Source organism: Sediminibacillus dalangtanensis (assembly GCF_017792025.1).
Lineage (GTDB): Bacteria > Bacillota > Bacilli > Bacillales > Amphibacillaceae > Sediminibacillus > Sediminibacillus dalangtanensis.
On record NZ_CP046956.1, the window covers coordinates 3,614,992 to 3,637,493 of the forward strand.

General features: G+C 45.6%; 16 protein-coding genes. 7 read left to right on the forward strand and 9 right to left on the reverse strand.

Annotated elements, in window-relative coordinates:
* Positions 1 to 124 precede the first annotated feature (124 nt).
* Positions 125 to 1,978 carry a cation:proton antiporter gene (locus tag ERJ70_RS17720; RefSeq protein ID WP_209366073.1) on the reverse strand — a complete coding sequence of 618 codons (1,854 nt, stop codon included), beginning with the start codon at positions 1,976 to 1,978 and terminating at the stop codon, positions 125 to 127.
* Between the two features lie 291 nt (positions 1,979 to 2,269).
* Between ERJ70_RS17720 and brnQ the strand changes: the two genes are divergently transcribed.
* Both brnQ and recQ read left to right on the forward strand, forming a co-directional pair.
* A complete protein-coding gene (brnQ, locus tag ERJ70_RS17725; protein ID WP_209366074.1) occupies positions 2,270 to 3,553 on the forward strand; it encodes a branched-chain amino acid transport system II carrier protein in 1,284 nt (427 codons plus the stop codon).
* A gap of 453 nt (positions 3,554 to 4,006) precedes the next feature.
* Positions 4,007 to 6,166 (forward strand): DNA helicase RecQ, encoded by a 2,160-nt coding sequence (gene recQ, locus ERJ70_RS17730; RefSeq protein ID WP_309507140.1) that lies wholly within the window; start codon positions 4,007 to 4,009, stop codon positions 6,164 to 6,166.
* A gap of 256 nt (positions 6,167 to 6,422) precedes the next feature.
* Here the strand turns inward: recQ and ERJ70_RS17735 are convergent, their stop codons facing one another.
* The 6 genes from ERJ70_RS17735 to ERJ70_RS17760 form a co-directional block, all read right to left on the reverse strand.
* Positions 6,423 to 6,590, reverse strand: coding sequence for a hypothetical protein (locus ERJ70_RS17735; RefSeq protein WP_175486805.1), 168 nt, complete (start codon positions 6,588 to 6,590; stop codon positions 6,423 to 6,425).
* Positions 6,591 to 6,677: 87 nt separating this feature from the next.
* A complete protein-coding gene (locus ERJ70_RS17740; RefSeq protein ID WP_209366075.1) occupies positions 6,678 to 7,919 on the reverse strand; it encodes an aminopeptidase in 1,242 nt (413 codons plus the stop codon).
* An 883-nt stretch (positions 7,920 to 8,802) separates the two neighbouring features.
* Positions 8,803 to 10,686 (reverse strand): ABC-F family ATP-binding cassette domain-containing protein, encoded by a 1,884-nt coding sequence (locus ERJ70_RS17745; protein ID WP_209366076.1) that lies wholly within the window; start codon positions 10,684 to 10,686, stop codon positions 8,803 to 8,805.
* 184 nt (positions 10,687 to 10,870) lie between these two features.
* The gene (locus ERJ70_RS17750) at positions 10,871 to 12,286 is read right to left on the reverse strand and encodes an alanine/glycine:cation symporter family protein (protein ID WP_209366077.1); all 1,416 of its coding nucleotides are present in this window, start codon (positions 12,284 to 12,286) and stop codon (positions 10,871 to 10,873) included.
* 186 nt (positions 12,287 to 12,472) lie between these two features.
* Entirely contained in the window at positions 12,473 to 13,129 is a 657-nt protein-coding gene (locus ERJ70_RS17755) for a type 1 glutamine amidotransferase domain-containing protein (protein ID WP_209366078.1), read from the reverse strand.
* Between the two features lie 431 nt (positions 13,130 to 13,560).
* On the reverse strand, positions 13,561 to 14,379 hold the full coding sequence (locus ERJ70_RS17760; protein ID WP_209366079.1) for a VOC family protein: 819 nt from the start codon (positions 14,377 to 14,379) through the stop codon (positions 13,561 to 13,563).
* 610 nt (positions 14,380 to 14,989) lie between these two features.
* Here ERJ70_RS17760 and ERJ70_RS17765 point away from each other — a divergent pair.
* Both ERJ70_RS17765 and ERJ70_RS17770 read left to right on the forward strand, forming a co-directional pair.
* Positions 14,990 to 15,316: a winged helix-turn-helix transcriptional regulator gene (locus tag ERJ70_RS17765; protein WP_074599796.1), complete on the forward strand. Its 327-nt coding sequence runs from the start codon at positions 14,990 to 14,992 to the stop codon at positions 15,314 to 15,316.
* Positions 15,317 to 15,447: 131 nt separating this feature from the next.
* Positions 15,448 to 17,046: an HsdM family class I SAM-dependent methyltransferase gene (locus ERJ70_RS17770; protein ID WP_209366080.1), complete on the forward strand. Its 1,599-nt coding sequence runs from the start codon at positions 15,448 to 15,450 to the stop codon at positions 17,044 to 17,046.
* A gap of 272 nt (positions 17,047 to 17,318) precedes the next feature.
* Here ERJ70_RS17770 and ERJ70_RS17775 read toward each other — a convergent pair whose 3' ends face one another.
* Together ERJ70_RS17775 and cls are read right to left on the reverse strand one after the other, a co-directional pair.
* The gene (locus ERJ70_RS17775) at positions 17,319 to 17,852 is read right to left on the reverse strand and encodes an acyl-CoA thioesterase (RefSeq protein WP_153463648.1); all 534 of its coding nucleotides are present in this window, start codon (positions 17,850 to 17,852) and stop codon (positions 17,319 to 17,321) included.
* 26 nt (positions 17,853 to 17,878) lie between these two features.
* Positions 17,879 to 19,321, reverse strand: a complete 1,443-nt coding sequence (cls, locus tag ERJ70_RS17780; protein WP_209369521.1) for a cardiolipin synthase — start codon at positions 19,319 to 19,321, stop codon at positions 17,879 to 17,881.
* 302 nt (positions 19,322 to 19,623) lie between these two features.
* On the opposite strand from cls, the gene rarD reads away from it, so the two are divergent.
* The 3 genes from rarD to ERJ70_RS17795 all read left to right on the forward strand — a co-directional run bounded on the left by rarD (position 19,624) and on the right by ERJ70_RS17795 (position 22,466).
* Positions 19,624 to 20,541, forward strand: a complete 918-nt coding sequence (gene rarD, locus ERJ70_RS17785; RefSeq protein WP_209366081.1) for an EamA family transporter RarD — start codon at positions 19,624 to 19,626, stop codon at positions 20,539 to 20,541.
* A gap of 177 nt (positions 20,542 to 20,718) precedes the next feature.
* Positions 20,719 to 21,225, forward strand: coding sequence for a DUF3231 family protein (locus ERJ70_RS17790; RefSeq protein ID WP_074599792.1), 507 nt, complete (start codon positions 20,719 to 20,721; stop codon positions 21,223 to 21,225).
* Positions 21,226 to 21,623: 398 nt separating this feature from the next.
* Positions 21,624 to 22,466, forward strand: coding sequence for a CAP domain-containing protein (locus tag ERJ70_RS17795; protein ID WP_209366082.1), 843 nt, complete (start codon positions 21,624 to 21,626; stop codon positions 22,464 to 22,466).
* Positions 22,467 to 22,502: the final 36 nt, after the last annotated feature.

Here is a 22,502-nt window from a genome sequence, read left to right on the forward strand (position 1 = left end):
TCGAACAAACATTAGCATACATGGTGCCATGAAAAGTAGCAGCCCTATTAGATGGCCAATTGGGCTGCTACTTGGTGTATCGTTACTGTTTTTTACTGAAAAAGATTGATTAGGGTACCCTTGCTTACTGATTGTTTTGCTCCTCGTGCTGTTGGTCGAGCTTGGCTTTTATTTTATTTACTTCCTTGCTGGGTGGCGTCAGACTGACTACTACATCTCCAGGTTCTGCTTTTAATTTTATTTCATTCGTATAATACTCCACGTTCCCAGAGACGCGCAGGACAAACAACAAAATGGTGCCATGGACACGGTCATCAAGATAGGCTGGGTATGTGTACTGCTCAGTAATGTTCGTCTTTCTCATCACATAGCCTTCATCTATCTTGCCGCATAACCCTTCCAATGAAATTCCTTCCGAAAACAAAACCCGTCCTGCTATTGTAGGGTCCAAGTCTTCCACATGATCTCCGCGTTCTGTTTGAATACTCAGTTTAAAGACATTATTGCGACCGAACGCCGGGACAAACGCCGTAGCAACCAAAGCATTATAAGAATCGAATTCGGTCGCCGAAATCAAATAATCGTATGGTGTCATATCAATCCGGTAATCCGTCTGCTCCGACAAAATTTCCCCGTGATGAAAGGTGACTCCGGCATTCCGCGCTTTTGAAAGCCGCTGCCAGGAGGAGTCAGACACAATCGCCGGGATGTCCATTTCCTTAAGAATTTTAGCCAAGGCAACGGTAAAGCTGTTGCTTCCAATTATCATTGTTCCAGGACGTCCTTCCGCAGAAAGATTCAGTTTCCCGGCCAGCCAGCCGATAGAAAACCCATGGGCGACAACTGTAAAAAATACTAATGCAAAGGTAATCGAGGTCACCAGCGCCGCATCCTGATAGCCTTCATCATATAAAATGGAGGCAAAGTAGCCTGAAACAGTGAGCGCTACAATCCCTCTCGGTGCAATCCAGCCAACAAGCAGCTTTTCTGACTTAGATAAATCTGTTCGAATCGTCGATAAGAAAATCGACAGCGGACGGACGATAAACAACATCAACAGGACGTATCCGATGATTTCCGGCCGAAATATCTGCAGAAGCGTTTCTCTCGTCAGTGAAGCTGTAAGCATAATGAAAATCGTTGAAATCAACAAAATCGAGATATTTTCTTTGAAGTGCCGCATATCCTGAATGGACGAGATGCGGATGTTAGCCAGTGTCATCCCCATGGCAGTTACTGCCAGCAGACCTGTCTCATGCGTAATTTCATCGGCTATCGTGAAACAGGCGATTACTGCTGCAAAAACGAGAGGAGATTTTAAATATTCCGGTACATGACCAGTTTCGAACATCCAGCCGATGCCTCTGCCGAACGCCCAGCCGAGAATGACAGCGAACAGTGATGCCAGAAGGAATAAAAACAAGGATAATAGACTGTAACCTGCATTGGTGAGAACCAGAATGACTTCCAGTGCAAAAATCGCAAGGAGTGGACCGATTGGATCGACGATGATTCCTTCCCATTTTAAAATTTTTGCGGGTCTCGGTTTCAGTTTCGACTGCCGCAGTAACGGCAGGATGACAGTGGGACCAGTTACGATGAATACTCCGCCGATTACAAACGACACAGCCCAGGATAAACCAGCAACATAGTGCGCTGTCAACGAGCCCAACATCCAAGCTAAAAAAGCACCAAAAGTGACAATTCGGAAAACAGGCCGTCCAAGTCCTCTAATATCTTGTAAACGAAGATTCAAACTTCCTTCGAACAGAATGATTGCTACGGCCACAGATACAATCGGCCGGTATAGATCTCCAAAATCCTCATTTGGATTTATTAAACCCAGCGTCGGTCCTACTAATAATCCTGCTACCGACATGACCACAATGGCGGGAAGACGGTAGTGCCAGGAAAACCATTGAGAACCGACGCCCAGCGCTCCAATCAACATTATCTCTAATAAAAGGGAATCGCTCATGTCACTTCTACCCCTTTCTGCATTAAAATCGTACGATGGAAAATGATATCTCATAGTGTAAAGTGGCTTGTTGTCCTTGTAAAACGGTTTGTTTGCCAGACGCCGATTTCCGCATGAAATGGAAGTGCTTCTGTTCTGTCGCCTTTATGTTTGTTATTCCATGTATCATTGACAAATGGCTATCCCGTTGGTAGTATAGTTCTGCTTTTTCATATTTCAAAAAAATGCAACGTTTTTATTGATGATACAGCTAGTTCATTTGGTAAGAGCCTGCTTACGGAGGAATGCAGCTTGGTAAAACAGACATTTTTAATCGGTTTTATGCTATTTGCCCTGTTTTTCGGGGCAGGAAACTTAATTTATCCTCCTACCTTAGGGTTGGAGGCAGGTACTTCCTTTTGGCCTGCCATGATTGGTTTTATCTTAACCGGGGTTGGGCTGCCTATCCTTGCAATCGTTGCAATCGCCCTTATCAGGGATCAAACATCCGAATTGGGAAGCAAGGTACACCCATTTTTCGGCCTGTTGTTTACCTCGGTCATTTATTTGGCCATCGGGCCGTTTTTCGGCATCCCAAGAGCTGCCAATGTAGCTTTTGAAATGGGTGTCCTTCCATCTGTACAGGCTTGCGCAAATCGCACCTTGATACTGGTCCTATTCACGGTTGTTTTTTTCGGATTGGTTTATTGGTTCAGTCTTAACCCTTCCAAACTAGTCGATCGAATCGGACAATGGTTGACACCTGCCTTATTGATTGCCGTAGCGGCGCTTTGCATCGGCAGCTTTTTTGTCCTGCAATCTCCATCCAGCACGCCGAGCGAGAAATACCATACAGCCCCATTTTTCAGCGGCTTTGTGGAAGGATATTTAACCATGGATGCGATTGCTGCACTGGCATTTGGCATCATTGTCGTAACCGCCTTTAAGGACAATGGTATCCAGAGCAAAAAAGCATTGGTGGGCTCCACTTTAAAAGCAGGTATGATATCCGGGGCTGCCCTGACACTTGTATATGGTTCGCTTGGATGGATTGGCGCCAAAATGGCAGCACAAGGCAATTTCGATAACGGCGGTCAGATATTATCCAGTGCTACCCAATTGGTATTTGGAAATTTTGGACTTCTACTACTTGGAATCATTGTAGCACTTGCTTGTTTCACGACATCCATCGGTTTGACCGTTGCCTGCGCTCAGTATTTCACCAAGACTACTCGATTTTCGTACAAGCAAATTGCAGCCATGGTAAGCATCGTTAGTTTTTTGATTGCCAACCTTGGGCTAAATCAAATTATTGCCATTTCTGTTCCTGTACTGGTCGCCATTTATCCGATTGCCATCGTTTTAGTGCTGCTTACCTTTCTGAACAAGTGGTTTGAAGGTTCGGTGCTCGTATATCGAGGTGCTATCCTGCTGACAGCTGTTGTCAGCGTCTACCAGGGTCTGACCGAGTTCGGACTGGAAATGAATGCCTTCCAACCGTGGATCGAACAGCTTCCTCTTTTCTCTGTCGGTCTTGGCTGGCTGCTACCTGCCGTTATCGGCGCATCGATTGGCGGATTTATCGATCACCGTTGAGAAACACTGTTTTGTAAAGGGTTGTTGCTTACATGTAACATTTAGCTTAAAAAGCGACAAAACATGCACAAAGTCTTGATAAATAATCAGATAACAAATAGGGCTGTCCGCCTGCAAGGACAGCCCTATTTTTTTATCAAGACCTTCTTGTGTTGCCAGCGAATTTTCCGTTAGTCATTCCCCAAAAAGTTCCTCTCCATTTATAAGCAGTATTTGTACGAAGACCCAGGGACCATCTTCCAGTTGTACTGATTTAGGTTGATGTTTTTAAAACTCATCTTTCTATGCTCTTTTTTTATAACCATGTTGACAACTTCTCCCCTTTTAATGGCAAATTTAAACATGATGGATACGGAAATATTTAAAGTTAGGCAATTCTCGTCCGTCCAGAATCGTGATAGGATAGTAGTATTGATTATTTCAATTTGGAACTTAAAGAAAAGGATGAACACCATGATAATGGAAAAAGCCCAACACATACTTGAAGAATACTTTGGTTTTCCAAGCTTCCGGCCTGGCCAGCAAGCTGTGATCGAGTACGTGACCAGTCAAAAAAACGCGCTCGCCATTATGCCGACAGGCGGTGGAAAATCACTTTGTTATCAAATTCCCGGGCTCGCCCTTGAGGGAACCGCCATTGTCGTTTCGCCATTGATCTCGCTGATGAAAGACCAAGTGGATGCCTTGTCCTCACTCGGTATCCCCGCCACCTATATTAACAGCACGTTAAGCTCTGAAGAATTCCAGGAACGTATGCAGCAGCTGCGGGCCGGCCGTTACAAATTCGTTTATGCAGCACCCGAGCGATTTGAATCACCTACGTTTATCGAATCAATCAAATCGATCAACCTGTCCTTGATTGCCTTCGATGAAGCTCACTGTATTTCTCAATGGGGACACGATTTCCGTCCCAGCTATCGATCAATCGTGCCCACTTTGGCCAAGCTGCCTAATCTTCCGGTAATTGTTGCCTTGACTGCCACTGCTACCGATGAGGTGAACTATGATATCCGCAGACTTCTGAACATCGAAGACGAACATGTTATCAATACGGGTTTTGCCAGAGATAATCTTTCTTTTCATATCGTCAAGGGCAGCAGTAAACGTGACTTTGTGCTTGATTACCTGAAGGAGCGTCCGGCAGAGTCAGGAATCATTTACACATCAACTAGAAAACAAACCGATACGGTCCATCAGCTGCTCGAAAGCAAAGGGTATGCGGCCGCCAAATATCATGCCGGTCTTTCCGAACAGGACCGGAAACAGGCGCAGAATGCTTTTATTCAAGATGAAAAAACGATCATTGTTGCCACTAATGCATTTGGCATGGGGATCGATAAATCGAACGTTCGCTATGTGATTCACTATGCACTGCCGATGAATATCGAGTCCTATTATCAGGAAGCAGGCAGAGCAGGCAGGGATGGAGAACCTAGCGATTGTATCCTGCTTTTCTCCGGCCAGGATATCCAGCTGCAAAAATTTCTCATCGAGCAATCCCTGATGGAAGAAGACAAGAAAACAAAAGAGTATAAAAAACTGCAGGCAATGGTCAATTATTGTCATACCCATAGTTGCCTGCAAACGTACATCCTGCATTATTTCAATGATTATTCCGCCGTGGACGACTGCGGCAAATGCAGCAATTGTCTCAACAGCGACAATCGGGAAGACATGACAAGAGAAGCCCAGATGGTCCTGTCCTGCATTAAGCGCATGGACGAAAGGTTCGGTGCCGGATTAACAGCCAAAGTGCTGAAAGGCTCGAGAGATAAAAAAGTAAAGGACTTTCAATTTGATCAGCTGTCGACTTATGGACTGATGTCCCAATATACCGAAAAGGAATTGACCAATTTCATTCACTTTCTTGTGGCAGAAAATATTCTTTCTACAGGGGACGACCGCTATCCAATTCTAAAGCTGACCAAACAAGCAAAAGAAGTACTGCAAGGCCGTAAGCAAGTATGGGTTCAAACCGGTTTTGCCAGAAGTACGGCTGCAGCCGATTACCACGAAGCCTTGTTCGAGGAGCTTCGGCAGTTGCGCAAGCAGATAGCGATAGAAGAGAAAGTACCACCCTATGTTCTGTTTTCTGATGCAACATTAAAGGAGATGGCCCGTCACTTCCCGCAAACAAAAGAAGAGATGCTCCGTGTAAAAGGAGTAGGGGAGAAAAAGTTCGAACAGTATGGCGTGCCTTTTCTTGAAGCAATTTTGCCGTGGGCCGATAAAGTGGAGAAAAAACAACCGGAGAAAACCTCTGTCGTTTCGAGCCAAGGGATTCTGGAAAAACGAGAGAAGGCAGATGACAGACCGAGTCACCTCGTAAGCTATCAGTTATTCATGGATGGCTCTACCCTGGCAGAGATTGCATCTTCCCGCGACATCACCGAGCAGACGGCCGCCAATCATTTATTCAAGGCCTATGCAGAGGCCAATCCGCTAGATTGGGACAGGCTGTTTACAAAATCGGAAGAAGAAGAAGTGCTTGCCGCCCGCAAGGAGCTGGATGAACCAAAACTGAAGCCTATCAAAGAAAGGATAGATCCTGCTATCAGCTATACGGCAATCAAAGCTGTTTTAGTCAAGCACGGCATTCTGCTTAATCGCTAGTCTTTTGGTGAAAAAAGGTCTCCGAAAAAGTTAAAAGCGAAGCGATAACGCGGTACATGGAGCTACCGCTGCGAGATACACTACGCTTTACATTGATAAGCACTCGTATTCAAACAGAAGAAAAGCAAATTGCCATCATTAAGATCACTTCGTCGTTTCTTTCAAAAGAAGCTTGTTCGATAATTATCCAAATGGAAAAAGCACGCGGAGAAGCAGAAACGCTTCCGCGTGCTTTTTCAATAGGAAATGAATTTTTTCAAATCCCGGTAGTTGTATCTTGGTTATGCCGTTCCTGACAATCTTTGCAAAGCTTGATTTTTTCCTCTTGTCTTGTCGACAAGAGCTTTCCGCAGCTCGAGCACTTATGGAACTCGTTAGCGTTCGACTGAAAGCCGATCATCTCGCCTTCATTGCGTCTTACCATGGTGAACTCTCCTTTCGGTCGTTATAGAAAAACACCGAATCTTAACAAGATAGTACCCCGGTAGGACGAATATCAAACCAGCATTGCTTAGGCGTCGAAGTCCAACGCCCAGCTCCCTTTACGGAATACTGGTTCTGTGCTGCCGTCTGCAGTCACGCCATCAATATCAAGTTCAGCCGAGCCGATCATGAAATCCACGTGAGTCAAGCTATCGTTGACACCATGCTTGTCAAGCTGTTCATCGTCCATTTGCGAACCACCCTCCAGGCTGGTCGGATAAGCTTTACCCAAAGCAATATGACAAGATGCGTTCTCGTCATAGAGCGTATTGTAAAAGATGAGACCGGACTGAGAAATCGGAGATTCGTGCGGAACAAGTGCAATTTCGCCGAGACGTCTTGCCCCTTCATCTGTATCCAGCAAATGCTTCAATGTTTCATAGCCTTGTTCAGCCTGAAAATCGACAACCTTTCCATTTTCAAAGGTCAAACTGAAACCGTCAATCAAGTTACCGCCATAGTTGAGTGGTTTGGTACTGGAGACCGTGCCGTTCACCCCATACTTGTCCGGCAATGTAAAGACTTCCTCTGTCGGCATATTCGGGTTGAAATCCGTGCCCTTTTCCGTTTTCGCTGAACCGCCTTTCCAAATGTGCCCTTCCGGAAGCTCCAGCTCAATATCTGTACCTGGTGCTTTATAAACCAATTTCTTATATTGTTTTCTATTCAAAAATTCGCGTGCTTTCCGCAAGGTCGCATTGTGCTCATCCCAAGCAGCTACAGGATCTTCTTTGTCGACGCGAACAATCTTGAAGATTTGCTGCCACAAGCTTTCCATTGCTTCCTCTTTCGATTGGTCCGGAAAGATTTTTTGCGCCCAATCGCCAGTAGGAATCGAAATAATCGACCACGGGATTCTATCGTTCATGGTGTATTGGCGAAACTCTTTCATCGCTTCTGCGTTGGCTTTGGAAGCCCTCGCCACTTTACCTGCGTCGATATCCTTTAATAAATCCGGGTTCGTGGAACGAATAGACAAGACTGCCGCCCCCTTTTCAGCGAAGGACACAAGCTTGTCCACATGCCACTGAGGGACATCAGTCAAAACTTCTTCCGGGGCATTCTCGTATTTAAGTAGTGATATTTCGTCATCCGTCCAATTGATATGTACATTCCTGGCTCCAAGCTCATAGGCTTTCCGGACGACGATCCGTGTAAAATCGGCACCCTCGATCGGCGCATTGATCATCAATGTTTGGTCTTTTTGCAGGTTGACACCGGTTTTCAGGGCCAACTCTGCATATTTTTCTAATTGTTTTAATTCTGCCATTGTTTTTCCCTCCAAAAAATCGACCTGTCAGTCTGTTTTCTTTACCTCTCTATTATTTCACAAAAAACGGAAACTAACAAAATTTTCTTATTATTATCGTTGCAATTCATTCAGCGAAAAAGCGTCGCGGTGGGATAGCGGTCTACATGACGCTTGGCGCGGTTGCAAGTGAACCTCCCTGAACTTCACCAGATTGCCCACGATATTCTCCTCCTGGAGTTAGTCTCCAAACGATTATTGGAGATATTATAGGCTGTTCTCATAATAATTACGGCTTTCGTGAAAAATATGAAACGCGACATAATTTGAATGCGCCTTCCTAACTTCTTGCATTTATTGAGTGGGTATTCTCCGCTGCGGAAATACCCTGCGCTTTCCGCGGGCGGCTGGTGAGCTTCCTCGAGCTAACGCTCTGCGGGATCTCACCGAGGCCTTTCCTCCCGCAGGAGTCTCCAGGTATTTCCTCCGCTAGGACCAGTTTCCTGTTTATAAACGAGTGTACTACAAGAAGAAAACCCAAAGAGAAGGAGAAAAGACAGAATCTCAACTGTTTTTTTAGGAGAAGCACATGTTTGCTGACAGATGTCTGGTTCCGTCTCAAGTCTACGCTTCCGATAATCAGCATGCCTCTTAGCGGAGGTAGCATACGCAGACTCCAGCGGGAACAGCGCGAGCTGAAGATCCATTTGGTAAAACGGTTTTCTTTACCAAATTAGCTGAAGCCGTGCCCGCGGAAAGCGAAGTATGCTACCGAAGCGGTAGTTAGCACTCTTTACAAATAGCCAATGGAACTCCCCGGTACAGTTAGTGCACAGTTTCTATCTAATGTGCCAAAACTTTAAAAACAACTATGTCTGAGGAAAGGGGCAAACCCTCTGGTTTTTTACTGATTTTCCATTTCCTCGACTAATAGCGAAAGTTCCTCCCAGCGTTCCATCGCTTGTTCCAAGTCAGCTTCCAGCTGCTCCTGCCGGGTATAGAGGTCCTGAACTTTCCCGAGGTCGCTTCCTGCCTGTTCAATTTCCAGTTTTACCGATTCCAGTTCTTCTTCCAACCCGGTAATTTTATCTTCTATCCCTTCCCATTCCTTTTGTTCATGGTAGGAAAGTTTTTTCTTCTTTTTGCCTGGGGAAGTGGTTTGTTTGGCGGCATTTACTTTCGGCTGCTGATAGGATTTTGTCTCCTCCAAGTAATCACTATAATTTCCATAAAAGAAATGGATATCATTCCGCCCTTCGAAAGCGATCAAACGATGAACAACTCTGTCCAGAAAGTACCGATCGTGTGATACGGTAATCACAACACCGGGAAATTGATCAAGATAGTCTTCGAGTACGCCGAGCGTCTCTGTATCCAGATCATTAGTCGGCTCATCGAGCAACAGGACATTCGGTTCCCCCATCAAAACACGGAGCAAATATAACCGCCGACGCTCCCCACCGGACAGCCTGCTGACATAGGTCCACTGCTGCGACCGGGGGAATAGGAAACGTTCCAGCATTTGCTCGGCGGTTATCACTTCTCCGTTGGCAGTGTGAACGACTTCAGCAGTCTCTTTTATATATTCGACGACGCGCAGTGACTCATCCATTTCCGTATGATCCTGCGTATAATAGCCGATTTTCACAGTAGGTCCAATTTCCATTACTCCGGAATCAGGTTCCATTCTTCCCGCCATGATATTCAAAAGCGTTGTTTTTCCACTACCATTTGGGCCGATAACCCCGATTCGGTCTCCCGGCACAACGAGATAATCCAAATCGGCAATATAGGACGTGCCTGCATAGGATTTGCTGATTTTTTCCAGCTCGATCACTTTTTTGCCCAGGCGCTGGGACCCGACCTGAAAGTCCAGTTCCTGACTGCCTGTATCAAATGTGACCTGCTTCATATCCTCGGCGCGCTGCTTTCTGGCTTTCTGCTTGGTAGAGCGTGCTTTTGCCCCCCGGCGCAGCCATTCCAGTTCACGGCGGAGGGTGTTTTTATGTTTTTGTTCATTCTGCTGCTCCAAGGCTTCCCGTTCTGCTTTCTTTTCCAAAAACGTTTCGTAATTGCCCTCGTACGTATATAACTTCCCTTTATCCAATTCGTAAATCCGGTTGGTGATCCTGTTGAGAAAGTAACGATCGTGCGTGACAAGGATGAGGGCACCTTCATATTGCGGCAAGTACCCTTCCAGCCATTCGATCGTTTCATTATCCAGATGGTTGGTCGGCTCATCGAGAATCAGCAAGTCTGCCGGCTGGATTAAAGCTCGGGCGATTGCCGTCCGCTTTTTTTGCCCGCCCGACAATTCGGCGGTTTTTTTCGCATAATCAGTAATCCCCAGTCTGGTCAGGATCGTTTTGGCGGCGGTATTGGCATCCCATGCCTCTTGTTCATCCATGGATTGCTGTGCTTTCAACAGCTTCTCTTGCAGTACCGTATTTTGCGGCTGTTCTGCTAGCTGTTGAAGTGTTTCCTCATATTGCCTCATCGTACGCATGATTGTCGATTCACCTTGGTAGACCTGTTCCAGAACGGTCAAGCCATCCTCTAAATCTGGCTCCTGATTCAAATATTCAATACGAAAGTCGTTGGCATGTTTAATTGTTCCGCCCTCATTAGGCTCGACTCCGGCTATCACTTTCAACAATGTCGATTTGCCGGTTCCATTCACACCGATCAAACCGATTCGTTCCTTTGGTTCGATGGTAAACCCGATATGGTCGAATAATACCTTGTCACCAAAAGATTTATATAACTGTTCTACAGATAGGATACTCATTCGTTTACTCATCCTTTTATGATTTAAACTATATCCTTTCAATTATAAAGGATAATCAAAAAAGTTAACAATAACTGCCGCTTTCTCCAATCAACTTGGTCTCAAATCTGGTGTAAGCGTCCAATAGCAAAAGGCTGTCGGAACCGTTTCCGACAGCCAAAGGTACTACCTTTTTTAATGCTTCCTATTCTTTTTCAGAAGTCTGGTTTTTCCCCCAGTATTCCATTCCCGTCACGCCATCAAGTGTTTCCCGGTAAAAGACCGGATCCTTGCCTTGCTTCTTTTGAATTAGGTAGTCCGCAAGTGTCCGGTAAGCAACCTGCGATAGCATGGCAATCGCGTACAAGTTGATCAATGCCATGATCGCCATCGACAAATCAGCCATGTTCCAAACAAGATCGAATTCCTGCAAGGCACCAAAGGTAACCATGAGCAGTACGGCCACTCGATAAACAGTTAGGGCCGATTTGCTCGACTTGATGAATTCAATGTTCGTTTCTCCATAATAATAGTTACCAAGAATGGAGGAATAAGCGAACAGAAAAATAGCGATAGCTACAAAAACTGCCGCCCAGGAACCCAGCTGTGATTCGAAGGCACTCTGGGTAATCTGGATACCCTGCAGGGTACTGCCGGCATAGCCTTCTGTTGTTAAAATGATCAATGCAGTCGCACTACAGATAACCAGGGTATCGAGAAACACACCTAGCGTTTGGATGAGACCCTGCTTAACTGGATGGGTAACCTCGGCTGTAGCGGCGGCATTCGGCGCACTACCCATACCTGCCTCATTAGAAAACAAGCCGCGCTTGATTCCCATCATGATGGCCGCTCCAAAGCCGCCTCCGGCGATCTCCCTGATTCCAAAGGCATTGGCGAAAATCAACCGGAACATTTCCGGGATGGCTGTTACATTCGCCAAAAGAATATAAATGGCAAGCAATACATACATGATAGCCATGAACGGGATGATGAACTGGGTTACCCTGGCGATGCTGCGTAAGCCGCCAAAAATAACCACCGCTGTCAGGACAACCAGGATGGCCGCCATCCATCCCGGACTGATTCCAAACGACTCCTCAAACGCCAAGCGGATTGTATTGGATTGAACAGAATTAAACACAAGACCATATGTAAACGTTATAATGATGGCAAATATGATTCCGAGCCAACGCTTATTCAGCCCTTTTTCCATATAATACGCCGGTCCGCCGCGGTATTGATTCTTATCAGGCACTTTGTACACTTGTGCCAGGGTACTTTCCACAAAACTGGTAGCCCCGCCGATCAGGGCAATGAGCCACATCCAAAATACAGCGCCAGGTCCGCCGGCAGCGATGGCAGAAGCAACTCCCGCCAGATTTCCGGTTCCGACGCGTGAAGCAGTACTGATAGTAAATGCCTGGAAGGCGGATGTTCCCTTCTTCCCTTGTGCACTTAATGTCCGCTTATCAAGTAATACCCGGAACATTTCCGGCAATAGTTTAAACTGCACAAACTTCGTGCGAATGGTAAAAAACAATCCCAGCCCGATCAGGACTGCAATTAATACATAGCCCCATAGAAAGTCATTCAGCCTGGATAATATATCAGCAAACATACCGTTCCTCCTACTCCTTCTCGTCATCTGCTATCCTATGTAAACAACCCGACAGCATCTATTTTTTACCCGTCCTGCCAACTGAGCAAACTAACAGGCGGACAGGATTAATTCTTTCATAACAAGCACGAGCGAGGATATCCCCGCTCGTGCAATTTGCCTCTATATTATCCTATCGGAGATAGGTTATTTTAGCAAATCGACGAATGCGTTGGCAGTCGACACACTCGATTGAGGATTTTGCCCTGTTACAAGATTGCCATCGGTCACCGTGTAATCGGAAAATGGCTGTCCTTGACTGAATTCTGCTCCCTCGTCTCTCAAGCTGCTCTCAAGTTTGAATGGAAGCTTATCCATCAACTTCATCTGTTGTTCCTCTTCATTCGTGAAAGCTGTCATTCGACGCCCGTCCGCCAATTTGCGCCCATTGTTAAGCGTTACGTTGACAAACCCAGCCGGCCCGTGACATACTGCTCCGATTGCTTTGTTTTTTTCAGCAAAGTCGCTTAATATATCCTGGAGCGCACCATTATTCGGAAAATCTTCCATGGTGCCATGGCCGCCGGGAAGAAAAATTCCGTCAAAGTCGTCTGGACTTTGTGCAGCAAGGTTTTCCGTATTCTCTAGTAATTTAACCGGCTTTTCCCATTCATCCGGCGCTTCATCTTCATAGCTGTTCGGATCAAGCGGGACATTGCCGCCGCTCGGGCTTGCTACCGTAATATCGAATCCGTTCTTTTCAAAAATGCTGTATGGCTCCCCATATTCGGACAACCATAGTCCTGTTTGGTGATCTCCCATCTTTTGCGAAGAAGTAACCACCATCAATACTTTTTTTCCCATGTGTGACGCCTCCTTCGATAAGGCTTGATTCACTTTTGCTATTCCATTTTCCATCCGTTGTTAAACATGGTGCACTCCTAAAAGGGAAGAATCCAGGGGGGATACATGCGGTTCACCTCCAACCAGCTATATGTGTGGTAAACGGGACAAAAGCGCAAGCGCCTGTTTAAAGGAGTACAGGCTAGAGCCGCCACGTCCTGTGGCAAAGCCTGCATCACCCACATCGTTTGGGCCTCCGACAAGCTTAAGAACAGCCTCGGCGTGGCGCTTATTGCCACACAGAGGGTCGGCTTAAGACCTCGAGGGGGGAGGCGCTGGAGCTGGACGTGGCTGTTTCAGCCAATAGTTATCCACAGACAGTTAAATTTATCATTTTCTATACAAGTACAAATAAAAAGCTGTCGTTTTTCAACTCTCGACAGCTTTGGGGATTATGAGTGGAAACGATAGATGACACCAAACGGATCGGTAACACTTCCGTCCGTCCCAATCGTTTCCTGACGGAGAAGCCGGTCAAAGTCATTCTGTCTCACTTCTGCCGTTACTGAGCGTAAACCGATCATTCCCGCTTCCGGAAGAGCCGCTCCTTCTCCATGCCAAGTATTTAAGCCAATGTGATGATGATAGCCTTCAGCAGCAACAAACAACACTTGCGTTCCGAGCGTGATGGTTGGAGAAAATCCCAATTGTTCCACATAAAACTGTCGCGCTTTTGGGATAGAGGAGACATGAAAGTGCAAATGGCCGATCGTGGTCCCTTCCGGAAATCCGCACCATTTTTCAGCTGACTGCAGCAGGTTCTCGATTTTTAGTGGATTAGCTGCTACGGGAAGTTCACCGTCCATCCCTTTCCATTCACTCCTGTCCCGATCAGCATACACTTCGATTCCGATTCCGTCTGGGTCCTCCAAATAAATGGCCTCACTAAACCCATGGTCTGAGGCACCGACAATTGGATAGCGCTTCTCCCCGATGTGCTGCAAAAAGGAGGCGAGGGTTCTCCGATCGGGGACAAGGATAGCAAAATGGTAGAGCCCCGCCATGTTTTTCAATGGCTTCACCGCCTTGCTGTCAGCATATAACCGCAACAAAACCGTATTGTCCGGCGTCCCGAGAACAGCGGTGTTTCCTTTTGATTCAAGAATGGTAAACCCTAGTATGTGCTGATAGAAATCGAGCGAGCGAGCCAAATTGCTTACCGTCAATTCGACATCTTGCCATTGAAAAGATTGCAAATTGTCCAGGTTCATATTTTACTATACCTTCTTTTTATGTTATTCTTTATATAGTTACTTTTAGTAAGTAAGTGTATATTAGTAATACATTTACGTCAACCTTTTCCAAACAAGGTTGTTGTCTGAAAGTTGCGCTCATAAAAGATGTAAATTGCGACACATTGATAGCCCTCTTTCCTGACCTTCTATTATGATGGAGGACTTGGATTAATTTCGGCAGCTTAACACCGCCTCGCACAATGGTAATCGATTTATGTTTTTGAGGCTGCGCTGGCAGAAACAATTTCTCCCTTTGTGCAGAAAGTCCAGCCCTCCTTTTTCTAACTGCTTTCCAGATCGTTATGGAGGGCAATTTAACTATAATCACAACATAAAAAACTGGCATATTTATTCGATATTTCGAGTTGAAAGCAGTATGAGACGCAGGGAGAGGGAGGCCTAGGTGAGACCCCGCGAGAAGGGTCGCCAATTGCCCTCGGAAAGTGCAGGACCAGGCATGTCTTAGCAACTGTGTGTACTGAGAGTTAACCTAAAAACAATAGTCCGTAGTTTTCAGACTTCTTATACTCCCTTTTCTACTGGTGAATAATAAGATATATTAGTAAGTAAGGCAGGGGTGATATTGATGCAAGAGTTATGTCCTCGTTTCGAAAAGGCCATGCAGCTGTTCGGCAAACGCTGGGTGGGACTCATCTTGTTTGAGCTTCTCGATGGGGAAAAACGCTTTTCCGAAATGGAAGCGGAACTGCCAATCAGCGGCAGACTGTTATCCGACCGATTAAAAATGCTGGAACAGGAACAAATCGTGGAACGCAATGTGTACTCGGAATTTCCTGTCAGGATTGAATATAGACTTACGGATAAAGGAAAAGCCATGGAGCCAGTCATAAAAGAAATAAAAACCTGGTCCGAAAACTGGGTGGCTGCAGAAGAAGTCAACGAAACCTTATAATAGATGCAATCCAGCCGCTTCCACAGGAGCGGCTTTTTCTCCGTATAAGCAAGCAAAAGATCATTGCGTGGTGCCGTTCAGCTCCGGCGCTCCTCTTGGATGTTTATCACGTTAAAGGTGTGTGCACAGTTTTGAATAATCACAGTCAGGAAATTACCAATCACTATTATCGGCAGGTAAATGCCGATGCCCGAAAAAAACTGGGTCAATATTTTACACCAAGTAGTATTTCGGAAGTAATGAAAGCCTGGATTCTTGGCAATCCGGACTGCAGACAAGTCGTAGACCCGGCTGTCGGTCTCGGAGAGCTTGTTACCGGTCTCCCTGAAGAGCTGGCTGTGACGGGCTATGATATCGACCAGCAGGTACTGACTTTTGCCCAACAGCGCCTGGAAGCAGATAGAGCGAATGTCCGTCTTGTCGAACAGGACTTTTTAAAACTGGACTGGGAGGAAACCTATCAAGGCATTATATGCAATCCGCCTTATATCCGTTTTAAACACTATGCCGAAAAACAGGACTATTTACAGTTATTCAAAGAGAAACTTGGCATAAAGTTGTCAGGTTTCACCAATATTTATGCATTGTTTTTGCTGAAAGCTATCCACCAGTTAGCCCGCGATGGCCGCGCTGCCTTCATTATTCCTTCTGACTTTTTAAACGCTGACTATGGCGCGCCGATTAAACAATACTTACTACAACAGCAAAACCTTCATGCTGTCGCGGTCACTAATTTTACGGAAAACTGGTTTGAGCAGGCGGCCACGACGTCCGCTCTCTTCTTTTTCGATAATAAACGGCAGAGCTCGACACTGGAATTCATTCAGCTCAACAACCAGGAAGAACTGGCTCAACTGAATGAATACATAAATGTTTTTGGACGGGTGGCGCCTATCGGCCGGATATATAACTATACAGATATGGATCCTCATTCAAAATGGCGACGGTACTACCAGCCGTCCAGTGAAAAAAACTACCCTCACGTGAAACCGATCGCTGAATTTGCCAGGGTCAACAGAGGGATCGCGACAGGGGACAATAAATTTTTTTGCATTTCGGAAACTACCCGGCAGGAATGGCGACTGGACAAGGATATTTTTCTTCCGTGCCTTTCCAAATCCAATCAAGTGACAGGGCACTTCTTTTTTGGCGACGACTATAAATCGCTTGTCGAATCAGGGGCACCGGTCTTATTGCTGAATATTCAGGAAAGCAATCCCTCCAGCGAGCAGGTACGGGCCTATTTAGCGCATGGAGAGGATTCCGGCAGCAATGCAAGGTATCTAACAAAACGAAGGCGTCCTTGGTACAAGAATGAAACAAGACTGCCGCCGGATATATTTATTTCCACCTTCAGCAGGAAAAAAGTGAAGTTTATCCGCAACGAAGCCGGGGTCAGGAGTTTGACCTGCTTTCATGGTTTGTATATGCTTCCGGAATACCGGGAAAAGCTGGAATTGTTGATGGCTTATTTTATGACGGGAATTTCCCAGGAGATACTGGAGGAATGCCAACGCCAGTATGGAAAAGGGCTGAAAAAGCTGGAACCAAACGATATTAAGCAGGCCATGGCCGTAGACCTTGATGTTATTACGGAAGCAGAAGCCGCGGCAATCAAATCGATTTACCACAAGATAAAAAGGGATCAACTGCATAACCCAAACAGAAGGGCTAAAAAGGAAATACATGAGCTGGAAGAGATTTTTGAACGGATTTTACAAAAGCCTTGAACGTCCACCAGTCTTTTTTCCCAGACTTATCCGCACAGACAGGATACGTACTCCAGTGAGACAGGACAAGTTTGAAGAGCACGGAGAAAGTGTTCATTGCTCATGCAAAGGCGCACAACTTTTCGAGAGATGCCTTCCTAACCAAATTGGCGAGTTCAGGCGATGACCGGAACGCCATGGATACACTTCATGGTGCAAAAACTTCTTATGGACATATAAAAAAGCAGCTGCCAAACTGAGTACAGGTTTGCAGCTGCTTTTCTCATCGATGCTTATTTTTCGTGTCTGGTATTTTCATTCCAAGGAAAACGAGTGCCAAATGTACGAGCCATCTCTTTGGAATTGCTTCTCCGCTGTTTACGGAGTTCTGCCCGTTTCGGGGCCTCTTCATGTAAAAATTTCTCTTCTTTCGATTCCGGATAGACCGGCGGCACTGTAACTGGACGGTTATCCGGCCCAATTGCAACCATGGTGACAAATGCTGTCGTGCACACTTTCCGCTCGCCGGTATTCAAGTCCTCTGTTACCGCTTTGATAAAAACTTCCATCGATGTTTTGTGCGTCCAGGTTACGAAGGCTTCCAAACAAATGGTGTCACCTTCTTTTACCGGCGCCAGAAAGTCGACCGAGTCGGTGGACGCCGTGACAACCGGCTTGCGGGCATGCCTCCTGGCAGCAATAGCTGCCACGTCATCGATATGCGCCATCAGCCTGCCTCCGAACAACGTACCATGGCTGTTTGTATCTGGTGGTAAAACATGCGAATTTTTCACTGTCAATGAAGCGACACAAGGTTTTGCTTCCATCGTGATTCCTCACTTTTCTGTTTAATTTATAGGATTGGCGAAAGTAGTCGGGCAATCGCCTCTTTGATTCGAATCCAAATGGACCGCTGTAAATAAAGCTTATAGGACAACTGACTGGAATGCAAAATATCCTCATTGAACTTTTCCGCTAACTCACCTGCAACTTGGCGGTCATAAAGGAACGCATTAACCTCAAAGTTTAATTTAAAGCTACGCACATCGATGTTGGCCGTCCCGATCGAGGCTATTTTTTCATCCACCACAATTGTTTTAGCATGAAGAAAGCCATTCTGATAAATGTAAACATCTGCACCTGCTTTTAACAAGTCACCGATATTGGAATAAGTAGCCCAATAGACAAACGGATGGTCCGGTTTATTCGGTATCATGATCCGCACATCGACGCCCGAAAGCACCGCAATTTTCAAGGCGTCTGCCAGGCTGTCGTCAGGAATGAAATAGGGAGTTTGGATATAGATATACTCCTTGGCAGACATAATCATTTTGATATAGCCGTTTTTAATTTGTTCCCATTCCGAATCCGGACCACTGGAAACAATTTGAATTCCCACTTCTCCGGTCGGTTCGGCCGCATAGTACCGTTCTTCATACATAATATCGTGCCTGGATGCTTGATTCCAGTCCAGAATGAAACGGGTCTGCATGTTCCTGACCGCGTCACCGACGATTTTGAGATGGGTGTCACGCCAATAGCCGAATTTTTTGTTGTACCCCAAATACTCGTCACCGATGTTGAACCCGCCAATATACCCGATTTTGCCGTCAATGATGGCGAGCTTCCGGTGGTTACGGTAGTTGATTTTTAAATTGACCTTGGGAATCAACGGTGGGAAAAAGGCCTCGACCTCTGCTCCCGCCGCTTGTATTTTTCGGATATATTTCCTGCTCAATTCCCTCGAACCCATATCATCATAAAGAATCCGTACCTGGACACCCTGTTTGGCCTTTTTGATCAAGGCATCGGCCAACAGTTTTCCCAGACGGTCCCCTCGGATGATATAATATAACAGGTGAATATGGTCTTCCGCTTCTTCAATGTCCTGAAGAAGGGAATGGAATTTTTTTTGGCCGTCCGTAAACACCTCGACACGGTTATCTTGGGTGAGGATGGCATCATCATTGCGTAAATGTAAGTAAAATAAGTCCTTATAAGGAAGAAGACTCTCATCCTTAAATTGAAAGCTCCCCTCTTCCAAAGCCCGCATTTGTGCCTGGACGGCAGTTTTGACGCCAAGTCTGCTTTTGGTATCCCACGTGAAGATTTTCTTGTTACTCAGTTTGCGGCCAAAGATTAAATAAAGAATGAATCCGGCGATCGGTATAAATAACAGCACCATCAGCCACGCCCAAGTAGAGGAGGCATCCCTTCTTTCTAAAAAGACAATAGCCAGTGCCAGCAATATGTTGAAAACCAAAATCGACCCTATTATATAAGGTAATATGATCATGATATCGATCATCATGTTTCTCCCCCCCCCTCCGCCATTATGTAGAAAACACGTTGTGAATGAAGCGATTTGCCAGTCGATAAGGGCGTTAGCAGTGTAATTATACTCTTCTCTCCGTATTTTTCCAAAAACTATTTCTTTGCAAAGCTGTGTTCCTCCCGAAAGAATGCTAACCAATCTTAAATAATTGATTTTTTGGCTCAGGGATTCTAAACTTACTCTATTCACTTTGCTTCTGTTTCTCTATACCTAAGTATATCGGAAAGAACCAATAGAAATTTAAAGAAAAAGAGGTTGACGCAATGGAAAATAACGAATTCAAAGCAGGTGTCCTTTATACGGCCGCTGCTTATATTTTATGGGGTTTTCTGCCGATTTATTGGAAACTCGTGCAAAATGTCCCTGCTGGCGAAATTCTTGCCCACCGGATTGTTTGGTCCTTTGTCTTCATGGCCTTGTTATTGTTCTTTTTAAAAAAATGGAAACCGTTCATCCGGGAATGCAGGCAAATTCTCCGTGATCGACAACGACTGATTGGAATTACACTTGCCTCGATTGTCATCAGCATCAATTGGCTGGTATTCATCTGGGCTGTCAACAGCGACCATGTTGTACAGGCAAGTCTCGGTTATTATATTAATCCGTTGATCAGCATTATTCTCGGAATGGCTGTTCTCAAAGAAAAACTGACGAAATGGCAGCTGGTTTCCTTTTTACTGGCGGCAGCTGGTGTCGTTAACTTAACCATCAGCTTCGGCGTTTTTCCATGGGTTTCGATTCTACTGGCCCTATCCTTCGGCTTATACGGCTTGTTGAAAAAAACGGTCGCTATCAGCGCGATGTTCGGACTGGCGATTGAAACAATGATTGTCATGCCGATTGCCTTGATTTACTTAGTCAGCCGGCAAACTGTTGCGGGGACGGCTCCCGAGGTTTTCACTTCCACCACCGCCCTGCTGGTTTTAAGCGGTATAGCGACAGCTGTTCCATTGTTGTTGTTTGCAAGCGGAGCACAGCGAATCCCTCTTTCGATGGTTGGGTTCCTGCAATACTTCGCCCCCACGCTGATGCTGTTTATCGGTGTATTTCTGTATGGTGAAACCTTTACTCATGCACACCTAGTCTCTTTCACATGCATTTGGGCAGCTCTTGCTATATATACTGTCTCCCGCACCAAATGGTTTCATCATTTAGAGTCGAGGTTCTCACGTAGTTATTAGGACTCCGTATCAGGATTTCCCTAAACCGGTTCCTTTTACCCTTCAAAACGCGGAAAGGGAACCCGTTTTTTCATAAATAATGGTTGCTTCGTCTGCCAAAAGTGGAATTGTCCAGAATAGTTTTCCTGCTATTCGCAAACTATATCCTTGCATGATTATACAGCAAGGAGTGAAAAAATGGGTATTTTAAGTGGAAATCCAAAAAACCAACCGATGCATTATGGTGAAGTATTCGGAATTTGGAGCAGTCTTGCCGGCAGCAAGGGCTTGATCGCCGGTTATCAAACCATGGCGAACCATACCGGCGACCGGGACTTGAAAAAGTTGATTGAAGACATGATCCGGACGATGAAACAGGAAAACGAAGAACTTGAAGAGCTGTTGAAAAATAACGGAATTGCTCTTCCTCCATCGCCACCGGAGCGGGCCAAAGCTGCTTTAGAACAAATTCCTTCCGGCGCAAGGTTCAATGATCCGGAAATCAGTGCGGCTATTTCCCGGGATATTGGGCAGGGACTGGTTGCTTGCAGTCAAATCATCGCCCAATGCATCAGGGAAGATATCGCCATGATGTATGGACAGATCCATATGAGCAAAGCACAATTCGGCGCCCGGCTTCTGCGGTTGAATAAAGAAAAAGGCTGGCTCATTCCGCCACCGATCCATAACCAAAACTTTGAATAAGCATCTCGGGGACAGTCCCTTCCATCGTTACACGATGATAGGGACTGTCCCCATTTTTTATCTCGCTTTGTTTACAAGGTAACAATATCTTTACAAGTGCAGGGCTATTTGTAATATAAACTGCCAATTTTGGAGGCTGTCAATGCGGTTTTCTATGTAAATTTAACCAATTTGACAGCTTTTTTACGTAGAAAACGTCGATTGCCCAATACAATTTTGCCTGACGACTGATCCGGCAAATTTGGTATGATCACAGGGACAGAAATCAGGATAACAGGAATTACATACAAAAGAACAAGCCTCGCCCGTTTGTAAATGGTAAATAGCTCCTCAAATATTACAAAAAAGCCATGCTATGATGGAACAGTAAAACAAAACGAAGAGGAGAGTGTAAGGAAATGTTCAAGAAAGTAACTATGGTAACAGGAATTTCAGCAGCATTACTCTTTGGAGGAGCTTTTTCTTCTTCAGTAGATGCGCATGCAAATAACGCAGACAACCAACAAGGAAAGTCCTACCAAGTCTATTACTCTGTAAATAGCTACAATGGCAAGCTTTCACAAGAAGATATTCAAAGTATGATAGATAAATATTTCAGCAATTACAAGTGGAACCAGAAGCAGCAGCAAGCTCCGGCAAAACAAGAACAAGCACAGCCACAAAAAGCTGAAGAGCCCAAACAGCAAGAGCAGACAAATGAACAGCCTGCAGAACAAAAAGAACAGGAATCTGCAGACCAAAAGCAGCAAGCAGAGGCTCCAAGTAACGAGCAAGCTGAACAAGCTCAAGCACCTCAACAAAACAACAACGAAGCTACAGCTGAAGAGTCCAAGCAAGAACAGACGCAAAATGCAGGACAAGAGCTTAGCCAATTTGAACAGGAAGTAGTAGAATTGACCAACCAGGAAAGAGCCAAGCAAGGTCTTGATCCTTTGGAAATCGATACGGAACTAAGCAAGGTTGCACGCGAAAAATCAGCAGATATGGCGCGTAATGGTTACTTCGACCATAACAGCCCAACTTACGGTTCTCCGTTCGATATGATGAAGCAATTCGGTATCTCTTACAACACTGCAGGGGAAAACATTGCCAAAGGACAGCGTACTCCGGAAGAAGTAGTAAACGCGTGGATGAACAGTGAAGGCCACCGTGAAAACATTCTTAACGGCAACTTCACGCATATCGGTGTCGGCTACGTCGAAAATGGCAATGTATGGACACAACAGTTCATCGGTAAATAATAGACAAGTAGATTTGGACAAGGGCTGCCCCATTCA